Consider the following 15,311-nt stretch of genomic DNA (forward strand, 5'->3'; position numbering starts at 1 on the left):
AATGATGGGATCTCACACAGAGCCGCAAAGCTCGCAGGGGGGAAGAAATAAATGTTTATAATTCCCTCGAAGAGGGGAGCATATTATTAGCCTGGGGTGACTGGAAGGAACCCCAGGAAAATGTTTCGAAATAATAGCGTCCTAGATGAGGGCGAATGATTGGCCACCTTCGGCGACCCTTTTGTGTTTTAATTCAAACCTCGGGTTTTACCCGAGGCTAATATAATTAGGCACCTTAGGAGCCATAGGCACGGAAAAAGACAGTTGTCAGATCACCCTATTTTTTATAATTCCCTCGAAGAGGGGAGAATGTCATTAGCCTGGGGTGACTGAAAGGAACCCCAGGGATAGGTTCAGGATTTTCTCAATGTGAATTCTGGTAGCTTTAGAGTGATGCCACCTTGGAGTGCGGATTCATGAGCGAGAATTCCCACGCAAGTGATATTGGCCGATTGGCGTGCATTGGGGTAAGAATCTTCACCGGTTTTGAGCATGTCCACAAATTGATGGACTAAGTGGGGGTGGGAGCCGCCGTGCCCAGCACCTTGGGTAAAAGATAAGTGCTCTTCGCCATCATTATTATAAACACCATGGGTGGTGAAGCTTTGGATTTCCTTAGGGAGTAGATGAGCAAAATCTGGACATTCTACTTTAGATGGAATCTCTGGCTCTGGTTTCTTCGCCGTATGAACAACGAGTTCTTCATTTTCAACTAAAGGCCATTCAACGGATTTTTCCGAACCATAAACCTCGAAGCTCTCCCTATATTGGCGAGCGGTATCAAAGAGTGAACGATAGACGTGACCGGTTAAATCTGAATCTTTAAATTTGATGTGACAAGACTCCACTGCGAAGGGCGAATTGTATTCGCTAATGAGTTCTTCCCGTATAGTTCCCGAGCCAAAACAAGAAACTTCTTCAGCTTCAGAACGTGTGAGACCAAGAACAGGACCGACACAGTGAGTTGCGTAATGCATCGGAGGTAAGCCTGGCCAGTAGTTTGGCCAACCATCCATATCTTGTTGATGGCTCGCTTTGAGGAATTGGACTTTACCGAGTTCACCTTTTTCGTAGAGATCCTTCATGTAAAGGAATTCACGAGCGTAAACCACCGTTTCCATCATCATATACTTTAAGTTTTTCTCTTCGCATAGGCGAACGATCTCTTGGCACTCCTCTAGTGAAGTCGCCATAGGCACTGTACAGGCCACATGTTTACCCGCTTTGAGGGCTTGGATCGATTGCGCACCGTGATTGGGAATGGGGGTATTTATATGAACGGCATCAATATCAGGATCTTTGAGTAATTCTTCATACGAAGTAAAACGTTTTTCAATCCCAAATTGATCGCCAACTTCATTAAGTGACTTTTCGTTTCGTTGACAAATAGCAACTAAGTCAGCATCGGGGTGCTTTTGATAAATAGGGATGAATTCTGCGCCAAAACCTAGGCCTACAATAGCAATACGAGTCTTCATAATTTTTCTCCAATTTTATTTAAGTGAATCAATTATAGGTTTATCACGATGTTGATTATTGCTGTTAAAATATTTTTTTTAGGAGAATAACGACATTTTAAAATATCATGGACAAAACAAGTCGTTCTAGTGGAGGAAGGATGAGGGAAATAAAAAGTACTTGCTTAAAGAGAGCTAGATTGCTCTTTAGTAAGTCATGGGCTTTTCTTTTGAAAGAAAGACCTCTAAAGGTGAAAAATAAAGGTAACTTGCATTAATTTCTTAAAGAATTCTCCTAAGAATAATCAATTTTTTATGAATATGCTTGTTAGAGTGTACAGTTGAGTTCGATTCAGTTTGTATATCTATTAAAAAGAAGTTGTGAAGGTAAATGAATAAAGCGAAATACATTTTTCTTAGTCTTGTTGCCCTATTATTAATTGCTACGGGATTTTTGTTTAAGAATGACCCCTCCGAAACAGGTGAAGCCACAAAGAGTCTTGATTTTTATTGTGCCGCTGGAATGAAACTTCCAGCCGCCGCAGTGGTGAAGGATTACGAACGTGAATTTGGCGTCAAAATCAATATTATCTATGGTGGTTCAGGGACGCTGCTCAATAACTTGGCGGTGGCGCAAAAAGGCGACCTCTATTTAGCAGCGGATTATAGTTACATTACTTTAGCTCGAGAAAAAGGTTTGCTCGCGGAAGCGATTCCCGTGAACCAATTGCGTGCGGGTTTAGCGGTTGCTAAAGGCAATCCCCATGGGATCAGCTCACTGCAGGATTTGCTGGATAAAAAAGATTTAAAGATTGGTCTCGCTAATCCCGATGCGGCATCAGTGGGGAAGTTCACCAAAAAAGTTCTCAGCCAACATAAGTATTGGCAAGCTATTGAAGAGCGCGTGAAAAATGACGGTGTCTTTACGGGCACAGTTAATGAATTGACCAATAACCTCAAATTAAGCTCCATTGACGTGGGGATCGTTTGGGATGCGGTGGCCGCACAATACCCAGAGTTGGATTTCGTCGCACTTGCCGAGTTTGATGCGAAACCCAAAAACACTACGATTGGCATTTTGAAATCAAGCGAAAATGCTGCGCAGGCCTTGCACTTCGCCCGTTTCCTGACGGCGCGCGATAGAGGGCTGAAACATTTTGAAGCCATGGGTTTTAAAATTGTTGAAGGCGATAAATGGGCCAATCGACCCGAGCTCAATTTCTTTGGTGGTGGGATGTTACGTCCTGCAGTGGAAGAGAGCATCCGCGAATTTGAACTACGTGAAGGAGTGATCGTAAAAACCACTTTTAATGGCTGTGGGATCTTGGTTTCACAGATGGAAGCAGGAGCACATCCCGACGCTTATTTTGCTTGTGATACTAAATTCATGGAACAAGTTCAAGATAGGTTTGATCCTTCGACTGATGTGACTAGCAATGATATAGTGATTGCTGTGGAGAAAGGAAATCCCAAAGGTATAAATTCATTAAATGATATGCTCAAGCCCGGTGTGAAAGTGGGTTTGGGGCATCCCGATAAGTCGGCTTTGGGTTACCTGACAATGGAGATGCTTAAGTCGGTGAACCTTTATGATAAAATCAAGAAAAATGTTGCGGTAGATTCTCCCACGGGAGATTTCTTAATCAATCAGATCAGTATACATTCTGTGGATGCAGTTATTATTTATAAGAGTAATTTTATGGCCAGCCCGAGTGCGGTGCGCGAATGTGATATGATTGAGATTCCACTTAAAGAAGCCAAGGCCGTTCAGCCTTATGCGATTTCAAAGAATAATGATCACAAAGAGCTTCTTAAGCGTTTGATGATCCAACTCACGAGCCATCAAGAGCGCTTCACTGATATTGGTTTTCATTGGCAGGCAGCTGAGTGAGCGAAACCAAGCCAGTCGAGCAAGTCGTCAAGAATGGTGAAGGTGTCCGAGCGAAGATGCGCAAAGTGCCTTCGGATAAACCTTTTATCATTGGCCTCGCTTTTATTTTTTCGCTCTACCTCTTGCTCATTTTGGGAATGCTCGTTGCCGATGCTAATTACACGAGTTTTGCGGACATCGCAAAAACTCTCGAAAATCCCAATATTCAGTACTCGCTAAAAATCACCATGCTCAGTTGCTTCATCGCCACCATCCTCAGTGTCATTGTGGCAGTGCCGACGGGCTACTTGCTGGCGCGCTTTCGTTTTCCAGGTAAAGCAGCTTTGGATGCATTGCTCGACATTCCGATTATTCTTCCCCCCTTAGTGATTGGCTTGAGTCTCTTGATATTGTTTCATAAATTTTCCGTGTTTGGAACCAGTATCGAAGAGTGGTGCGTGATTATTTTCTCGGGGATCTATTCATTCTTCAGTGGTAAAGCGCCTGATTTTTCCGTGGGGGTGACTTACAAGGTCCCCGCAATTATTCTCGCTCAATTTAGTGTTTCCTGTGCTTTTGCGGTGCGCACCATGCGTAATACTTTCGATCAAATGAGTCCTCGCCAAGAGCAAGTCGCCATGACTTTGGGCTGCAATCGTTCACAAGCTTTTTGGCTCATTGCCGTTCCGGGTGCTTGGCGCGGGATTTTGACCGCAGCCGCCCTCGCTTGGGCACGTGCACTCGGTGAGTTTGGCCCCATCCTTATTTTTGCAGGTACGACTCGCGGTCGTACAGAGGTTTTATCCACATCAGTATTTTTGGAAATCAGCATTGGTAACTTAGAGGGTGCGGTCGCCGTATCAATGATTATGGTGGTGATTGCCTTGGCAGTCTTGTTCCTCGTGCGTCTGATAGATGGTCGCAAAGGAGGTCTTTATGATATCAATTAAGGATTGCACCATACAAGCAGGTAAATTTAAGATCTCTCATATCAATATCGAGATCCCCACGGGAAGCTACGGCATCTTGATGGGCAAAACGGGCTCGGGTAAGACGACTATTCTCGAAGCACTTTGCGGACTTCGCAAAGTCTCGGCAGGACAAATCTTAATCAATGGGGTCGATATAACCAAGAAGCGCCCAGCCGAAAGAAACATTGGCTTTTTGCCACAAGATATTGCGCTTTTCGATCATATGTCAGTTTATGAGCACATTGCTTTTGGTATGCGCATTCAAAAATGGAATAAAGTTGACATTGATAAACGCGTGCGTGAACTCGCAGAACAATTAAAAATTAATCACTTACTCGAGCGCAAGCCGGCAGGTTTGAGCGGCGGTGAACGTCAGCGCACGGCCATGGGCCGAGCTCTTGCGGTTAGACCTCAGGTGCTCTGCTTAGATGAGCCGCTTAGCACACTGGATGACGATACGCACGAAGATGTGATCAATCTAATTAAAGAAGTGACTCAGGAGAACCAAGTCACTTCACTACATATTACCCATAGAAAATCTGAAGCTGCTTTGCTTGGCGATCATTTTTTCGAGCTTTGCGATGGTCGCATTATCCAAGATCAGGAGACTTTTTCATGAGAATTCAATTATTATGTTTACTCGTTTTTTTTCAGGGCATTACTTCGGCTTGTGATGTTCCCGTTTTTCGCTATGCACTTGAGCGTTGGGAACGCGACCTCTATAAAGTCTTTATTCTCCATCGTGGGGATTTAAAAGAAGCGGATTCCAAGTTGGCTGACGAAGTTTATGCTCAGAGTATCGGTCATGGTGGGCATGCAAATATTGTTACTTATAAAGTTGATTTAAACGATGAGAAGCAATCCAGTGATTTTTATTCGGCTTACAAAGATCTGAAGGAAATTGAAGTGGGAGATATGCCCGAGATGGTTTTGCTCTATCCCACGAGTACACGAGTTTTTAAAGCTGTTTGGAATGGAGATTTTAATAAAGCCAATGTAGATGAGTTGTTGAATTCAAAAGCTACAGCTGAGTTAATGAAAGGCGTTTTACAGGGCTACTCAGCCACTTTCTTAGTGATGGAAAGCGGAAATAAAGCAAAAGATGAGCGCGCAATTAAGGAAGTTAATGAGGCGATGGAGCTGCTTAGAAATGAGTTGGAAATGCCTGAGGGTGTGGTTCAAACGGATGGTAGCGTGACTGGTGGGAAACTCACTCCTTACGAAGCGGCGGCAATTGATCCCTCCAATGTTTTGAAATCAGGGATTCCTCTCAAAATCGACTTTCACATGGTGCGCATGCCCAATAATGAGGCTAATAATATTTTTCGTACCATTCTATCACGAACCTTTAAAGATGAATCCAAAGAGCCTGAACCCAAGCTTTTTGCCTTCTTTGGTCGAGGCCGTTTACTCGGTCCCATGGTGGGGGATGAAATTATCGTGAAGCACCTCAAGCAGCTTTCTCATTACCTTTGTGGAGCCTGTTCCTGTCAGGTGAAAAGCCAGAATCCAGGGATCGACTTTTTAACTAATCTCAACTGGGGAAGCTTTATTGCCGGGAGTGAAGTTGTGGTTGATAAAGAATTGCCACCACTCATTGGCCTGATTGATGTGGAAGATATTAAAGAAAAAGCGGAACAATCAAAATTAGATGAACCACAAGAAAAAGTTACTCAAGAAGAAGTCGTAGCAGATAATTCGACGATTAAAACGAGCGCTTTCATTACAGTTTTACTGCTATTCGCTTTAGTTATTGGTGGTAGCTTAATCATAAGGAAGAAATAATGACCCTTTTTAAACTTATTCGCAAAGAAATTGGCCATCGAAAAATCAATTTTGGCCTCTCAATTCTCGCTGTTGCGGTGGCCGCAGCCGCTTGGCTCTTGAGTGATGCTTTTCTCACCAGTGCCAATTTACAATCTGAGGCCCTGATTCAAGAAAAAGTTGAAGAAACAGAGAAGCATATGAAAAAGCTTGAAGACGATATTCGCAAATCGATGAAGGGCTTGGGCTTCAATATTTATATTTTCCCCGAAGGGCAAGATTTGAGCGAAGTTTACTCTCAGGGTTACGCGAGTAAAACCATGCCGGAAGAATATGTCTATAAGTTAGCGAACTCCAATATCGTTACGGTCAATCACCTCTTGCCAACTCTGACCAGGAGCCTTGAATGGCCTGAGCATAAGAGAAAAATTGTTTTAATTGGGATTCGTGGACAAGTCCCCAAGTCGCACGGCAAACCCAAAAAACCTCTCGTGAATCCCGTCGCCGAAAATGATATGGTTTTGGGTTATGAGCTCCACAAGAGTCTCGGACTCAAAGTGGGTGATAAAGCGACTTTTATGGGGCGTGAATTCACGGTTTCAAAAATTCATCGCCAACGCGGCTCAAAAGATGATATCACCGCCTGGATCAATTTAGGGGTTTGTCAGCAACTCTTGGGAATGGAAAAACGAATCAATTCGATCTTGGCGCTGGAATGCAATTGTGCCACTGTGGATCGCATTGGCGAAATCCGCAAAGAACTTCTAGCAATTTTGCCGGGTACGCAAATTATTGAACACGATAGTAAAGCCTTGGCTCGAGCTGAAGCTCGAAATAAAACGCATGAGACGGCGCTGCTGGAGATTGAATCAATCAAAAAACAACAGCATGAACTCAGATTGAAGCGCGAGAATATGGTGGCGATTATGGTTCCTTTTGTGGCGATTCTCTGTATGGCGACGATTGCGCTCTTGGCTTTCCTTAATGTGAGGGAACGCATTTACGAACTGGGCTTATTATTGAGTCTCGGGGTGAAGACAAGCAAAATTTTATTTGCCTACTTAGTGAAGGCTTGTTTGAGCGCCTTGGTGGGAGCACTCATTGGTGTGGGGCTGCTTTACCTCTGCCTCAATTTCGGAAAAGAGTCTTACTTCAATTCTCATTCAGCCTGTGCCTTAGTGCAGAGCTCAAAAGTAATTTTGATTATTGTGGCTATGCCAGTCTTGGCAATGTTAGCTACTTGGTTGCCAGCCCTTTGGGCGGCGCAAACTGACCCAGCGGAGGTACTTCGTCATGACTAATTCAATTGAAATTAAGCAGGCCTCAAAAGCCTATCAACGTAAAAACCAGACTCCCGTTCAAGCTTTAGATAAGCTCGACTTAAAAGCTGAGAGTGGCGATTTTATTGCTGTCCTAGGACCGAGTGGTTGTGGCAAATCAACTTTGATGTTGAGTGCAGGCGGACTTTTAGAAGTCGATTCGGGTCAGGTGGTGATCAATGGTCAGGACCTTAGCCAACTCAGTAGCTCACAAAAGGCGGAGTTTCGCGCTAAGAATGTGGCCTACGTCTATCAAGAATTTCACTTAATTCCCTACCTCAATGTGATTGATAACGTTCGCATTGCGGATCTCGCATTAGGATCTGGCTCTGAACAAAAAGCCGAAGAAATTCTCAAAAAATTTGGTTTGGCGGAGCGAGCCCAGCATCTTCCCTCTGAATTGAGTGTGGGTGAGCAACAGCGCGTCGCTCTGTCTCGAGCCATTTATTCTGGAGCTAAAATTATTTTAGCCGATGAACCCACGGGGAATTTGGATAGCGAGAATGCCGAAACAGTGCTCAAAGCCCTTAAAGATTTTACCGAAGAGGGTGGCATTGTGATTATGGTGACTCACGACGATCGCGCGGTGGCTTATGCGGCCAAAAAGCTCAGCATGTCTGCAGGACAGTGGAGCGCTTAAGTTTTTAATTTTTATAGGAGTACGTTCAATGGCACATAAAGTAAAACTCTGGGGGCAATTAAAGCATATTGCTGGGGAAGAATACGTCGAAGTTTCTGGCGCGAAAACTGTAAAAGAACTCGTTTTTCATTTAGCTGAACAGAAAACAGAGATTAGCGAAATGTTACTTGTGGACGGTCAGCCCAATCCCTCGATTCTCGTTTTTGTCAATGATAATCAACACCTCTGGGAGAACCCGACGGAATTGCAAGAGAGCGATGCGATTACTTTAATGTCACCCATTGCAGGAGGTTAAGATGAAGCCACTCAATCAAGAAGAAAAAGATACCTATGCTTGGCAAACAACTGTTCCTGGTTTTGGGGAAGAAGGTCAAGTTAAACTCAAAAACTCCACTGTTTTCATCTCGCGTTGTGGCGGTTTAGGTTCGGTGGTCGCTTATGAACTGGCGGCCGCAGGTATTGGCAAGATGATTTTAGCCCATGGTGGCAATGTCAAGCATTCGGATTTAAATCGTCAGTTACTGATGACTCATGATTGGTTGGGCAAGCCCCGCATTGAATCAGTGGAACGTCGCTTAAAAGAGCTCAATCCTCGTTTAGAGATTGAGGCAGTTAATTCGAATGTCAACGAAGAAAATGCCCAGGAATTAATGAAAGAAGCGGATCTGATTATTGATTGTGCACCACTCTTTGAAGAACGTTACCTGATGAATCGCGAAGCGATCAGAAATAATATTCCCCTCGTCGAATGTGCGATGTTTGAAATGCAGGCGCAGATCACCACCATTATACCGGGCAAGACGGCTTGCTTAACTTGTATCTACCCCGAGAAACCAGCCGCATGGAAGCGTCGCTTTCCCGTTTTTGGAGCAGTTTCGGGGACAGTGGGCTGCATGGCCGCCATGGAAGCTGTAAAAGTTCTCAGTAACTTGGGCGATACTCTGGAGAATAAATTATTGAGTTTTGATTTACGCGATATGACTTTTATGAAAAGTCCGCTCATTAAGCGCGATGATTGCCCCGCCTGTTCAGGGCATTCGAGTTAAACTTAAAGTTTTTAGGAGGAGCTTTATGTTCTTCCTTCAGAACTTCCCTAGTGTTGTTATCTACTTTCTCCTATTAATTCGGCGAGTATATAGATTGAGAAAATACTGGCCTTGATTTTTTACCAGTTTAATATAATGCTGAAAGCATGACTCAATTTAGCCCAATGGCGTAAGCCTTGGAATAATAATGTACATAGTCATATTATGAATGCTGTAAGCATGGATTAGAGCACTATGCCGTTCCTTCAGAACTCGTAATTTTTTTGTTTCACATATACCTAGCTCTCACGAGCTCGGCTAATTTATACCGTGCTTTCAGCACTCAAAAGTAAATCTAGTTCATCGCCAGATTAATAGCTCTGACGAGGCTGTGTGAAAAATAAAAAAACGAAATATCTATATTGTTAGGGCTCACGTGTGAGTCCGCTAAAATGTAGCATGCTCCGTGAGGGGCATGAAAATGGGTTCGGAATTAAGCCAGGGCCCAAACTTGGGTTCGACACTCTATGCCGGACTCACATCCGTGAGGTATTGCCATACGGGCGGATAAAAACTATTTCCCCATTTGTGCGGCTGCACCACACGCTATTGTCTATCGGTACTCTGCACCTAAAAGAGTGTTTTTCACACAGCCTCTGACGAGCCTTGCTGAGCTATGTAGTGCATACAGCACACTCTGACGAACTAGGTTTACAGTCCTGCTTTTTGAGGATTTTATTGCAAGAGATCCCAATAAGTACCTTGAAGGTCGGCAGTGCCAATATGTGTGCCAGTATAAAAATCATTGCGATACTCACCAAATGTATCCGCATAAGGCATGACATGGACGCTGCCGTCTGCCATGAGGAAATTCATTTTATAGGATTTACTGTCATGAACATAGAATTCCTTGACTCCCCCGACTTGGCTATTATGAGCTATGAAAGGGGCGCCCGGAGAAAAGTTTTTACTGATTATACCGCCTCGTTGGCCTGCCCCACGACCAAGAATGCTGTTAAAATCATGCATTTCGAGTAAAACCATGGCTGCGCTGGGATTGTTGACTTTTGTGATTTTTGTCGACCAAGCTTCAAAGTACCGAGATGCACCACTACCACCTATGTTAACCCATCCAGCTACTCCCTGTGTATTTCTGCTTGGGTTGCTGGGTTGGTTATAGTAATTATTGTTGATGGTGTAAGATTTTAGCACTGCAGGAGAGCGTTTTTGGACATTAGATGGGCAGACGTAAAGGTCTTCATCTTTATAATCAGCATCAGTCTGGCGGAGATTATCTCTCAATTGCTGCTCTTCAGTTAAGTTTCTGCCATCATAAACACCGAGCTGATCATCCCAACTGACAAAGGGATCTAGACGGCCATCGGAGGCCTTATTGCCCTCGCCGTCATCGTAGATTGGGTAGCGATTATCATTGTCTCCCTGATACATGGTAAAAGCGATGCCTATTTGTTTTTGATTACTTGCGCAGGCTGTGCGTCTGGCGGCCTCACGAGATCTTTTTAGCATGGGGAATAAGAGACTGAGAAGAATACCGATTATGGCGAGTACGACGAGTAATTCAATAAGGGAGAATCTATTTTTTTTCATAATTAGCCTTTGTCTTTGAGTGTATGGTTCCCAATTCCTATTCAATACTAAACTACAAGTTGCATAAGTTCACAAGGGATCTTATTTATCCAATCACGACATTTAATTATCCAATGACGACCCTAATATTTTAATATTTATTCATAAGTATATTATTATAAGTAATTTAAATGAAATATTATAACAAAACATCTTTATTCTAATTATGACTATTTATCGTTAATGAGTGGACTTATGGGCTAGGGCTCTTGCTGAGCCTAGGAGTGAAATTGTCATGGGCTTTTTACTTAAGGCTTGTTTCTTTGGAACCCATACTTGGTATGTTCTTCATGCTTTTCCTGGGAGGCGGGAGCTAAAATCATCAAAGCTGCTTTTTTCTACACGATTACCCATAAAGCGGGGCAAGGTCCCTAATCGACTGGTCAAGGAAAGGCATTTCCTTGCTGGGGGAGCTCGAGGGGGACAGCGGCTCCCTCGTATGGGTGCATCATGCCCTTTATTGTGGGTAATCGTGTTTTTCTCAGTCTGACGTGGTTGTGTGAAAAATAAAAAAACGAAAGATCTATATTGTTAGGGCTCACATGTGAGTTCGCTAAAATGTAGCATGCCCCGTGAGGGGCATGAAAACGGGTTCGGAATTAAACTAGGGCCCAAGCTTGGGTTCGACACTCTATGCTGGGCTCACACCCGCGAGGTATTGCCATACGGGCGGATAAAAACTATTTCCCCAAAAAATCCGTGTATTTCCTAGAAATACACGGACATGTTTAGTGAATAGCGACTTGTTTTAATAACTATTGAGAGGTCAATTCGGCGCTTATTTAAGGGCATTCCAGGGAGTGTCAATTAGGTAGCCCCAATTAGTGTAAGCTCCGGTATAAAAATTACTGGCTCCTGTACTACCGAGGGTACTAGGAACACTGCGATACTCCGCATGACCATCGGCAAAGGAAAAGTTCATTTTATAGGATTTATCATCGTGGACATAAAAACCACTGACTCCACCAATGTCATTGTTGTGGAGTGGGAAACCGTCAGGGTTATAGTTTTCAATATAATAACGTGCATGTGAGTAGCCTTGAGCCCCATAAAATCCGAGAATATTAGAATAGCTTTGGGCTTCTGAGTTAACAATAGTGTCGGATGGATTGCTAATTTGAGTGAGAGAGATAGAACTTCCTAAATTATTAGGTGCAATGACACCTGCGCTAGAATCGTTGACGTACGCCGCATTCATAGAATAAGATCTTAGGTTGACTCCAGGTCTAGATTGCCGATTTGAAGGGCATAAATACATGGGAGATGGGGTGTTATCAGCCTCATTTAGATTTTGTCGTTCCATTTGAGCTTGGGTGAGGTCACGACCGTCATATAAGCCCAATAGGTCATCCCATGATATTTTTGTGTTATTAAAATCAGCATTGGGAGCGGGGTAATAGTCTTCATTATCGCTGTGGTAATTGACTAGTGCAATGGCCATCTGTTTCATGTTATTCATACATGATGCTCTTCTAGCCGAGTCACGTGCTTTTTTGAGAGTCGGCATTAAGAAGCTAGCTAAGATGCCAATGATGGCCACAACGACGAGAATTTCGATGAGTGAAAATTTCAATTTTTTCATACTTAGCCTTGGTCTTTTAGTGCTTGTTTCCCTCGCCCTCTTAAATAGTAAACGACAAATACAAGCAGTCCGCAAGTCTTGGTATTTATCAAATTACGACATTTTATTATCTTATAACGACCTAGAATATGTGAAAATAATATATAAATACTTTTCAATAATGATCTTATGAACAATTTACCTAAATCAGAAATGGTATCGAGCGACTTTTTTAAATTGTGTTAAATCGTTTTTTGTGCTTTTAAAGCAATAAAAAATCCCTATGTTTTTTAGGAAACACAGGGATTTATTGTGTGAATAGGAATTTTATTTTTTCTTGAGTTCTGCGTCAGTCCAAGGAGTTTTGCGGTCTTTGTGGCGGGCGCGAACGCGTTTGACCTGATGATGAGGGACGCTTTCGCCCACATTGCCCCAGGCACGACGGATGTAGGTGGTGACGGAGCCAATCCATTCGTCATCATTACTGCCCATGGCAGCCATCAAGCCACTATATTTTTTGCCATCGATGGGGCCCGTGAGGCCGTGGAGTAGAATTTGCACGACTTTATCGGGATCGCCCTCAACGCGTTTGTTGGCTGCAAGTGCAGGAGCAAGCAAATCGGTGCTGCTCGGAATTTTAATGCCCATGCCATCTTGGCCGTGGCAGGCTGCACAGAGGCCATTGTAAATGGTCTTGCCACGGTTGTAGAGGTCTTTTTCCCAATGGGCCATTTCCACGACGGCATAGGGTTTATCATAGCGAGCCTCTCCGGGCCAGGTAAACCAAGTCATAGATTTTTTGAGTTGTTCAGAAGCGGCGTGTGTTTCTTCTAGCTGGCTGAGTACTTGTGGTTTTTTATCGAAGCGAACCAGTGTGACGCGTGAGCCACTGCCGCGACCATTTTGTGGAAGTGCTTCGGCAAATCCTTGGATCAATAGTTCTTGATGTTCTTGTGAAGACTCAATCGACATTTGCAAAAGTTTTTCTACTCGCTTGGCATCACCGGATTTAATAATAATGCGACCGAGCATTTTCAACCAAGCTGAAGCTTCTTGTGGATCGCCGCTCTTCTTTAGGATAAAAGCGAGTAAAGCCTCTTCTTGTCCCGGCATGGAAGCAATAGTTGAGAGTACCATGAGGTCATTTTTTGGGTAGGTCATGGCAATTTTGGTAATGAGGGCCCTAGCGGCAGCTTTGTTTTGCTCTTTGACGCCCTTTACGCTATTGCATAGACCGAGAGAGAGGATGACTTGGCGAGCGACTTTATCATTGATCAACGGTGTTTGAGCTAAAGTTTTGATGAATGAGCTGTCTTCTTGGATGATTTTTTCACTGGCGCGAATGGCGGTGAATTGCACTTGCCAATCAGTGTCCTTAATTGCGGATTCCGCACTTGCCTTGTCCCATGAATCGAGACCTCGTAAAGTCCAGATGGCGTGGACGCGACCGAGAGCTGATTTTTCAGCTTTGAGCAACTCCTTAAGAGCGGGGACTACGGATTTGTCTTGGGCAAGCACGAGGCGTTTTTGCGCTTCATCACGCCACCAACCATTGGCGTGGGCGAGGGCTTTGATGAGTTGATCATTTGAGAAGCTATCAAATTTGGGTATGGCATCAGGTTTGATGCCGTCTTTTGAGATGCGGTAGATACGACCGCGCTGAATGTTTTTATCGAGTCCCCTGCGAAGAATTTCTTTGCGCAAGTAAGAGCCCGGTCGCGTCCAGTTACCATCTTGGATAATACCGCGATACATATCGATGATGTAAAGACAGCCATCGGGCCCCGTAAAGGCGTTGACGGGGCGGAAGTTCGAGTCGGAGGAAGCCATAAATTCTTTCTGTTGACCTTTGAGGGGGTTGGTCAGAGTGCGGAAACCATCTTTTTCTTCGATGACGGCTCGACGTACCAAGCGCCCGACGGGTTCCGGGATAAAGTATTGTCCCACCATATCTTCACCGAGTTTATCGCCACGAAAGATCGCCTGACCACCAATAGCGGTAAAGCTATGCAGGGTGTTATCTTCTTTGCGGATGGCGCCAGGGCCGCCCTGGACATCGGGAGTGCCGATGATGGGCCAAACTTTTTTGAAGTCTTTTTCGAGGCGTTTTTGTTGAGAGAAAGTGTCGTCGTGAACGAGCTTGTTATGCATCAGGTATTCGTAGGCAATTTGCTCGCCAATCCATGGGGTCGTATTGCCCGTTGCATAAATATGGCCGATATTATCTTGAGTGATGCCCCACTGACCGCGAAAGCCTGTTTGACCTTCGATGAATTTTCCGCCCTTATCATCTTGGATATATTGGTAGCGGGTCGCGGATTTGGCATTATAAATCCAGTTGTCTATGCCCCACATGAGGCCGTTATCTTTGTGTTCCACATTGCCACCACGCCCAGCGTAACGATCGTAAATGGACTTGCGTATGTCGGCAACGCCATCACCTGTGCTATCTTTACAGAAATAAATATTGGGGGGAGCCGCAATTAGCAAGCCACCTTTGACGGCCATGATGGCGCGAGGTTCCACGAGCTTATCGACAAAAACACTTTGCTTATCCATGATGCCATCGCCATTGCTATCCTCTAGACGAACGACTTGACCAACGGGTTCTTGTGCACCGCTATGATCGGCATCCTGCATATAGCCTCGCAGTTCAACGACATAGAGGGCACCATCGCCGCCCCATGCCATGACGATGGGTTCGTTGACCATGGGTTCAGCGGCAATGAGCTCAGCTTTAAAAGGAGCTTCCATCCGAATGCTTTGCTGCGAAGCCTGTGGCTCGAGTGGAGTGACGTCAGGATCTTTGTCAACAGCTAGGCGATTTTGGGCACTTATTACTAATCCGGTGGTACAAAGTAAAGCAAAAGTCTTGAGGTGATGTATGTACATAGAAAGCCTTCTTATTTTAGGGCTGAAAATTTAGATTCACTAAATACAGTAAGCTTAGTTCAACTCTTGATCAATAAGAAGTCTTTGTCATGTTGCGACATCTATTTATCATTAAATGACTTGTGATAAGTAGTATATAAAAAAGGCCTGCTGATCATTTATCAG

The 15,311-nt window shown here is 44.2% G+C and carries 12 protein-coding genes; 8 read left to right on the forward strand and 4 right to left on the reverse strand.

Features of this window, described 5'->3' with window-relative positions; genetic code table 11:
* Positions 1–353: 353 nt before the first annotated feature.
* Positions 354–1,478 (reverse strand): Gfo/Idh/MocA family protein, encoded by a 1,125-nt coding sequence (locus LNTAR_RS07735; RefSeq protein WP_007278114.1) that lies wholly within the window; start codon positions 1,476–1,478, stop codon positions 354–356.
* A 370-nt stretch (positions 1,479–1,848) separates the two neighbouring features.
* On the opposite strand from LNTAR_RS07735, the gene modA reads away from it, so the two are divergent.
* Genes modA through LNTAR_RS07775 form a run of 8 tightly spaced genes read left to right on the forward strand, consistent with a single transcriptional unit; the run spans position 1,849 to position 9,067 of the window.
* Positions 1,849–3,348 carry a molybdate ABC transporter substrate-binding protein gene (gene modA, locus LNTAR_RS07740; RefSeq protein ID WP_007278115.1) on the forward strand — a complete coding sequence of 500 codons (1,500 nt, stop codon included), beginning with the start codon at positions 1,849–1,851 and terminating at the stop codon, positions 3,346–3,348.
* Positions 3,345–4,277 (forward strand): ABC transporter permease, encoded by a 933-nt coding sequence (locus LNTAR_RS07745; RefSeq protein WP_007278116.1) that lies wholly within the window; start codon positions 3,345–3,347, stop codon positions 4,275–4,277. The genes modA and LNTAR_RS07745 overlap by 4 nt, the downstream gene beginning before the upstream one ends.
* Positions 4,264–4,917 (forward strand): ATP-binding cassette domain-containing protein, encoded by a 654-nt coding sequence (locus LNTAR_RS07750; RefSeq protein WP_007278117.1) that lies wholly within the window; start codon positions 4,264–4,266, stop codon positions 4,915–4,917. Before LNTAR_RS07745 ends, LNTAR_RS07750 begins: the two co-directional genes overlap by 14 nt.
* Positions 4,914–6,083, forward strand: coding sequence for a hypothetical protein (locus tag LNTAR_RS07755; protein WP_007278118.1), 1,170 nt, complete (start codon positions 4,914–4,916; stop codon positions 6,081–6,083). The genes LNTAR_RS07750 and LNTAR_RS07755 overlap by 4 nt, the downstream gene beginning before the upstream one ends.
* The gene (locus LNTAR_RS07760) at positions 6,083–7,363 is read left to right on the forward strand and encodes an ABC transporter permease (protein ID WP_007278119.1); all 1,281 of its coding nucleotides are present in this window, start codon (positions 6,083–6,085) and stop codon (positions 7,361–7,363) included. The genes LNTAR_RS07755 and LNTAR_RS07760 overlap by 1 nt, the downstream gene beginning before the upstream one ends.
* Positions 7,356–8,021, forward strand: a complete 666-nt coding sequence (locus LNTAR_RS07765; RefSeq protein ID WP_007278120.1) for an ABC transporter ATP-binding protein — start codon at positions 7,356–7,358, stop codon at positions 8,019–8,021. The genes LNTAR_RS07760 and LNTAR_RS07765 overlap by 8 nt, the downstream gene beginning before the upstream one ends.
* Before the next feature lie 28 nt (positions 8,022–8,049).
* Positions 8,050–8,316, forward strand: coding sequence for a MoaD/ThiS family protein (locus LNTAR_RS07770; RefSeq protein WP_007278121.1), 267 nt, complete (start codon positions 8,050–8,052; stop codon positions 8,314–8,316).
* A 1-nt stretch (position 8,317) separates the two neighbouring features.
* On the forward strand, positions 8,318–9,067 hold the full coding sequence (locus LNTAR_RS07775; protein WP_007278122.1) for a HesA/MoeB/ThiF family protein: 750 nt from the start codon (positions 8,318–8,320) through the stop codon (positions 9,065–9,067).
* A 714-nt stretch (positions 9,068–9,781) separates the two neighbouring features.
* Here the strand turns inward: LNTAR_RS07775 and LNTAR_RS07780 are convergent.
* The 3 genes from LNTAR_RS07780 to LNTAR_RS25370 all read right to left on the reverse strand — a co-directional run bounded on the left by LNTAR_RS07780 (position 9,782) and on the right by LNTAR_RS25370 (position 15,146).
* Complete coding sequence (locus tag LNTAR_RS07780) at positions 9,782–10,654, reverse strand: DUF1559 family PulG-like putative transporter (RefSeq protein WP_007278123.1); 873 nt, start codon at positions 10,652–10,654, stop codon at positions 9,782–9,784.
* Positions 10,655–11,471: 817 nt separating this feature from the next.
* Entirely contained in the window at positions 11,472–12,275 is an 804-nt protein-coding gene (locus LNTAR_RS07790; RefSeq protein ID WP_007278125.1) for a DUF1559 family PulG-like putative transporter, read from the reverse strand.
* Between the two features lie 306 nt (positions 12,276–12,581).
* Positions 12,582–15,146 (reverse strand): DUF7133 domain-containing protein, encoded by a 2,565-nt coding sequence (locus LNTAR_RS25370; protein WP_007278126.1) that lies wholly within the window; start codon positions 15,144–15,146, stop codon positions 12,582–12,584.
* Positions 15,147–15,311 lie beyond the last annotated feature (165 nt).

Source organism: Lentisphaera araneosa HTCC2155 (genome assembly GCF_000170755.1).
Classification (GTDB): domain Bacteria; phylum Verrucomicrobiota; class Lentisphaeria; order Lentisphaerales; family Lentisphaeraceae; genus Lentisphaera; species Lentisphaera araneosa.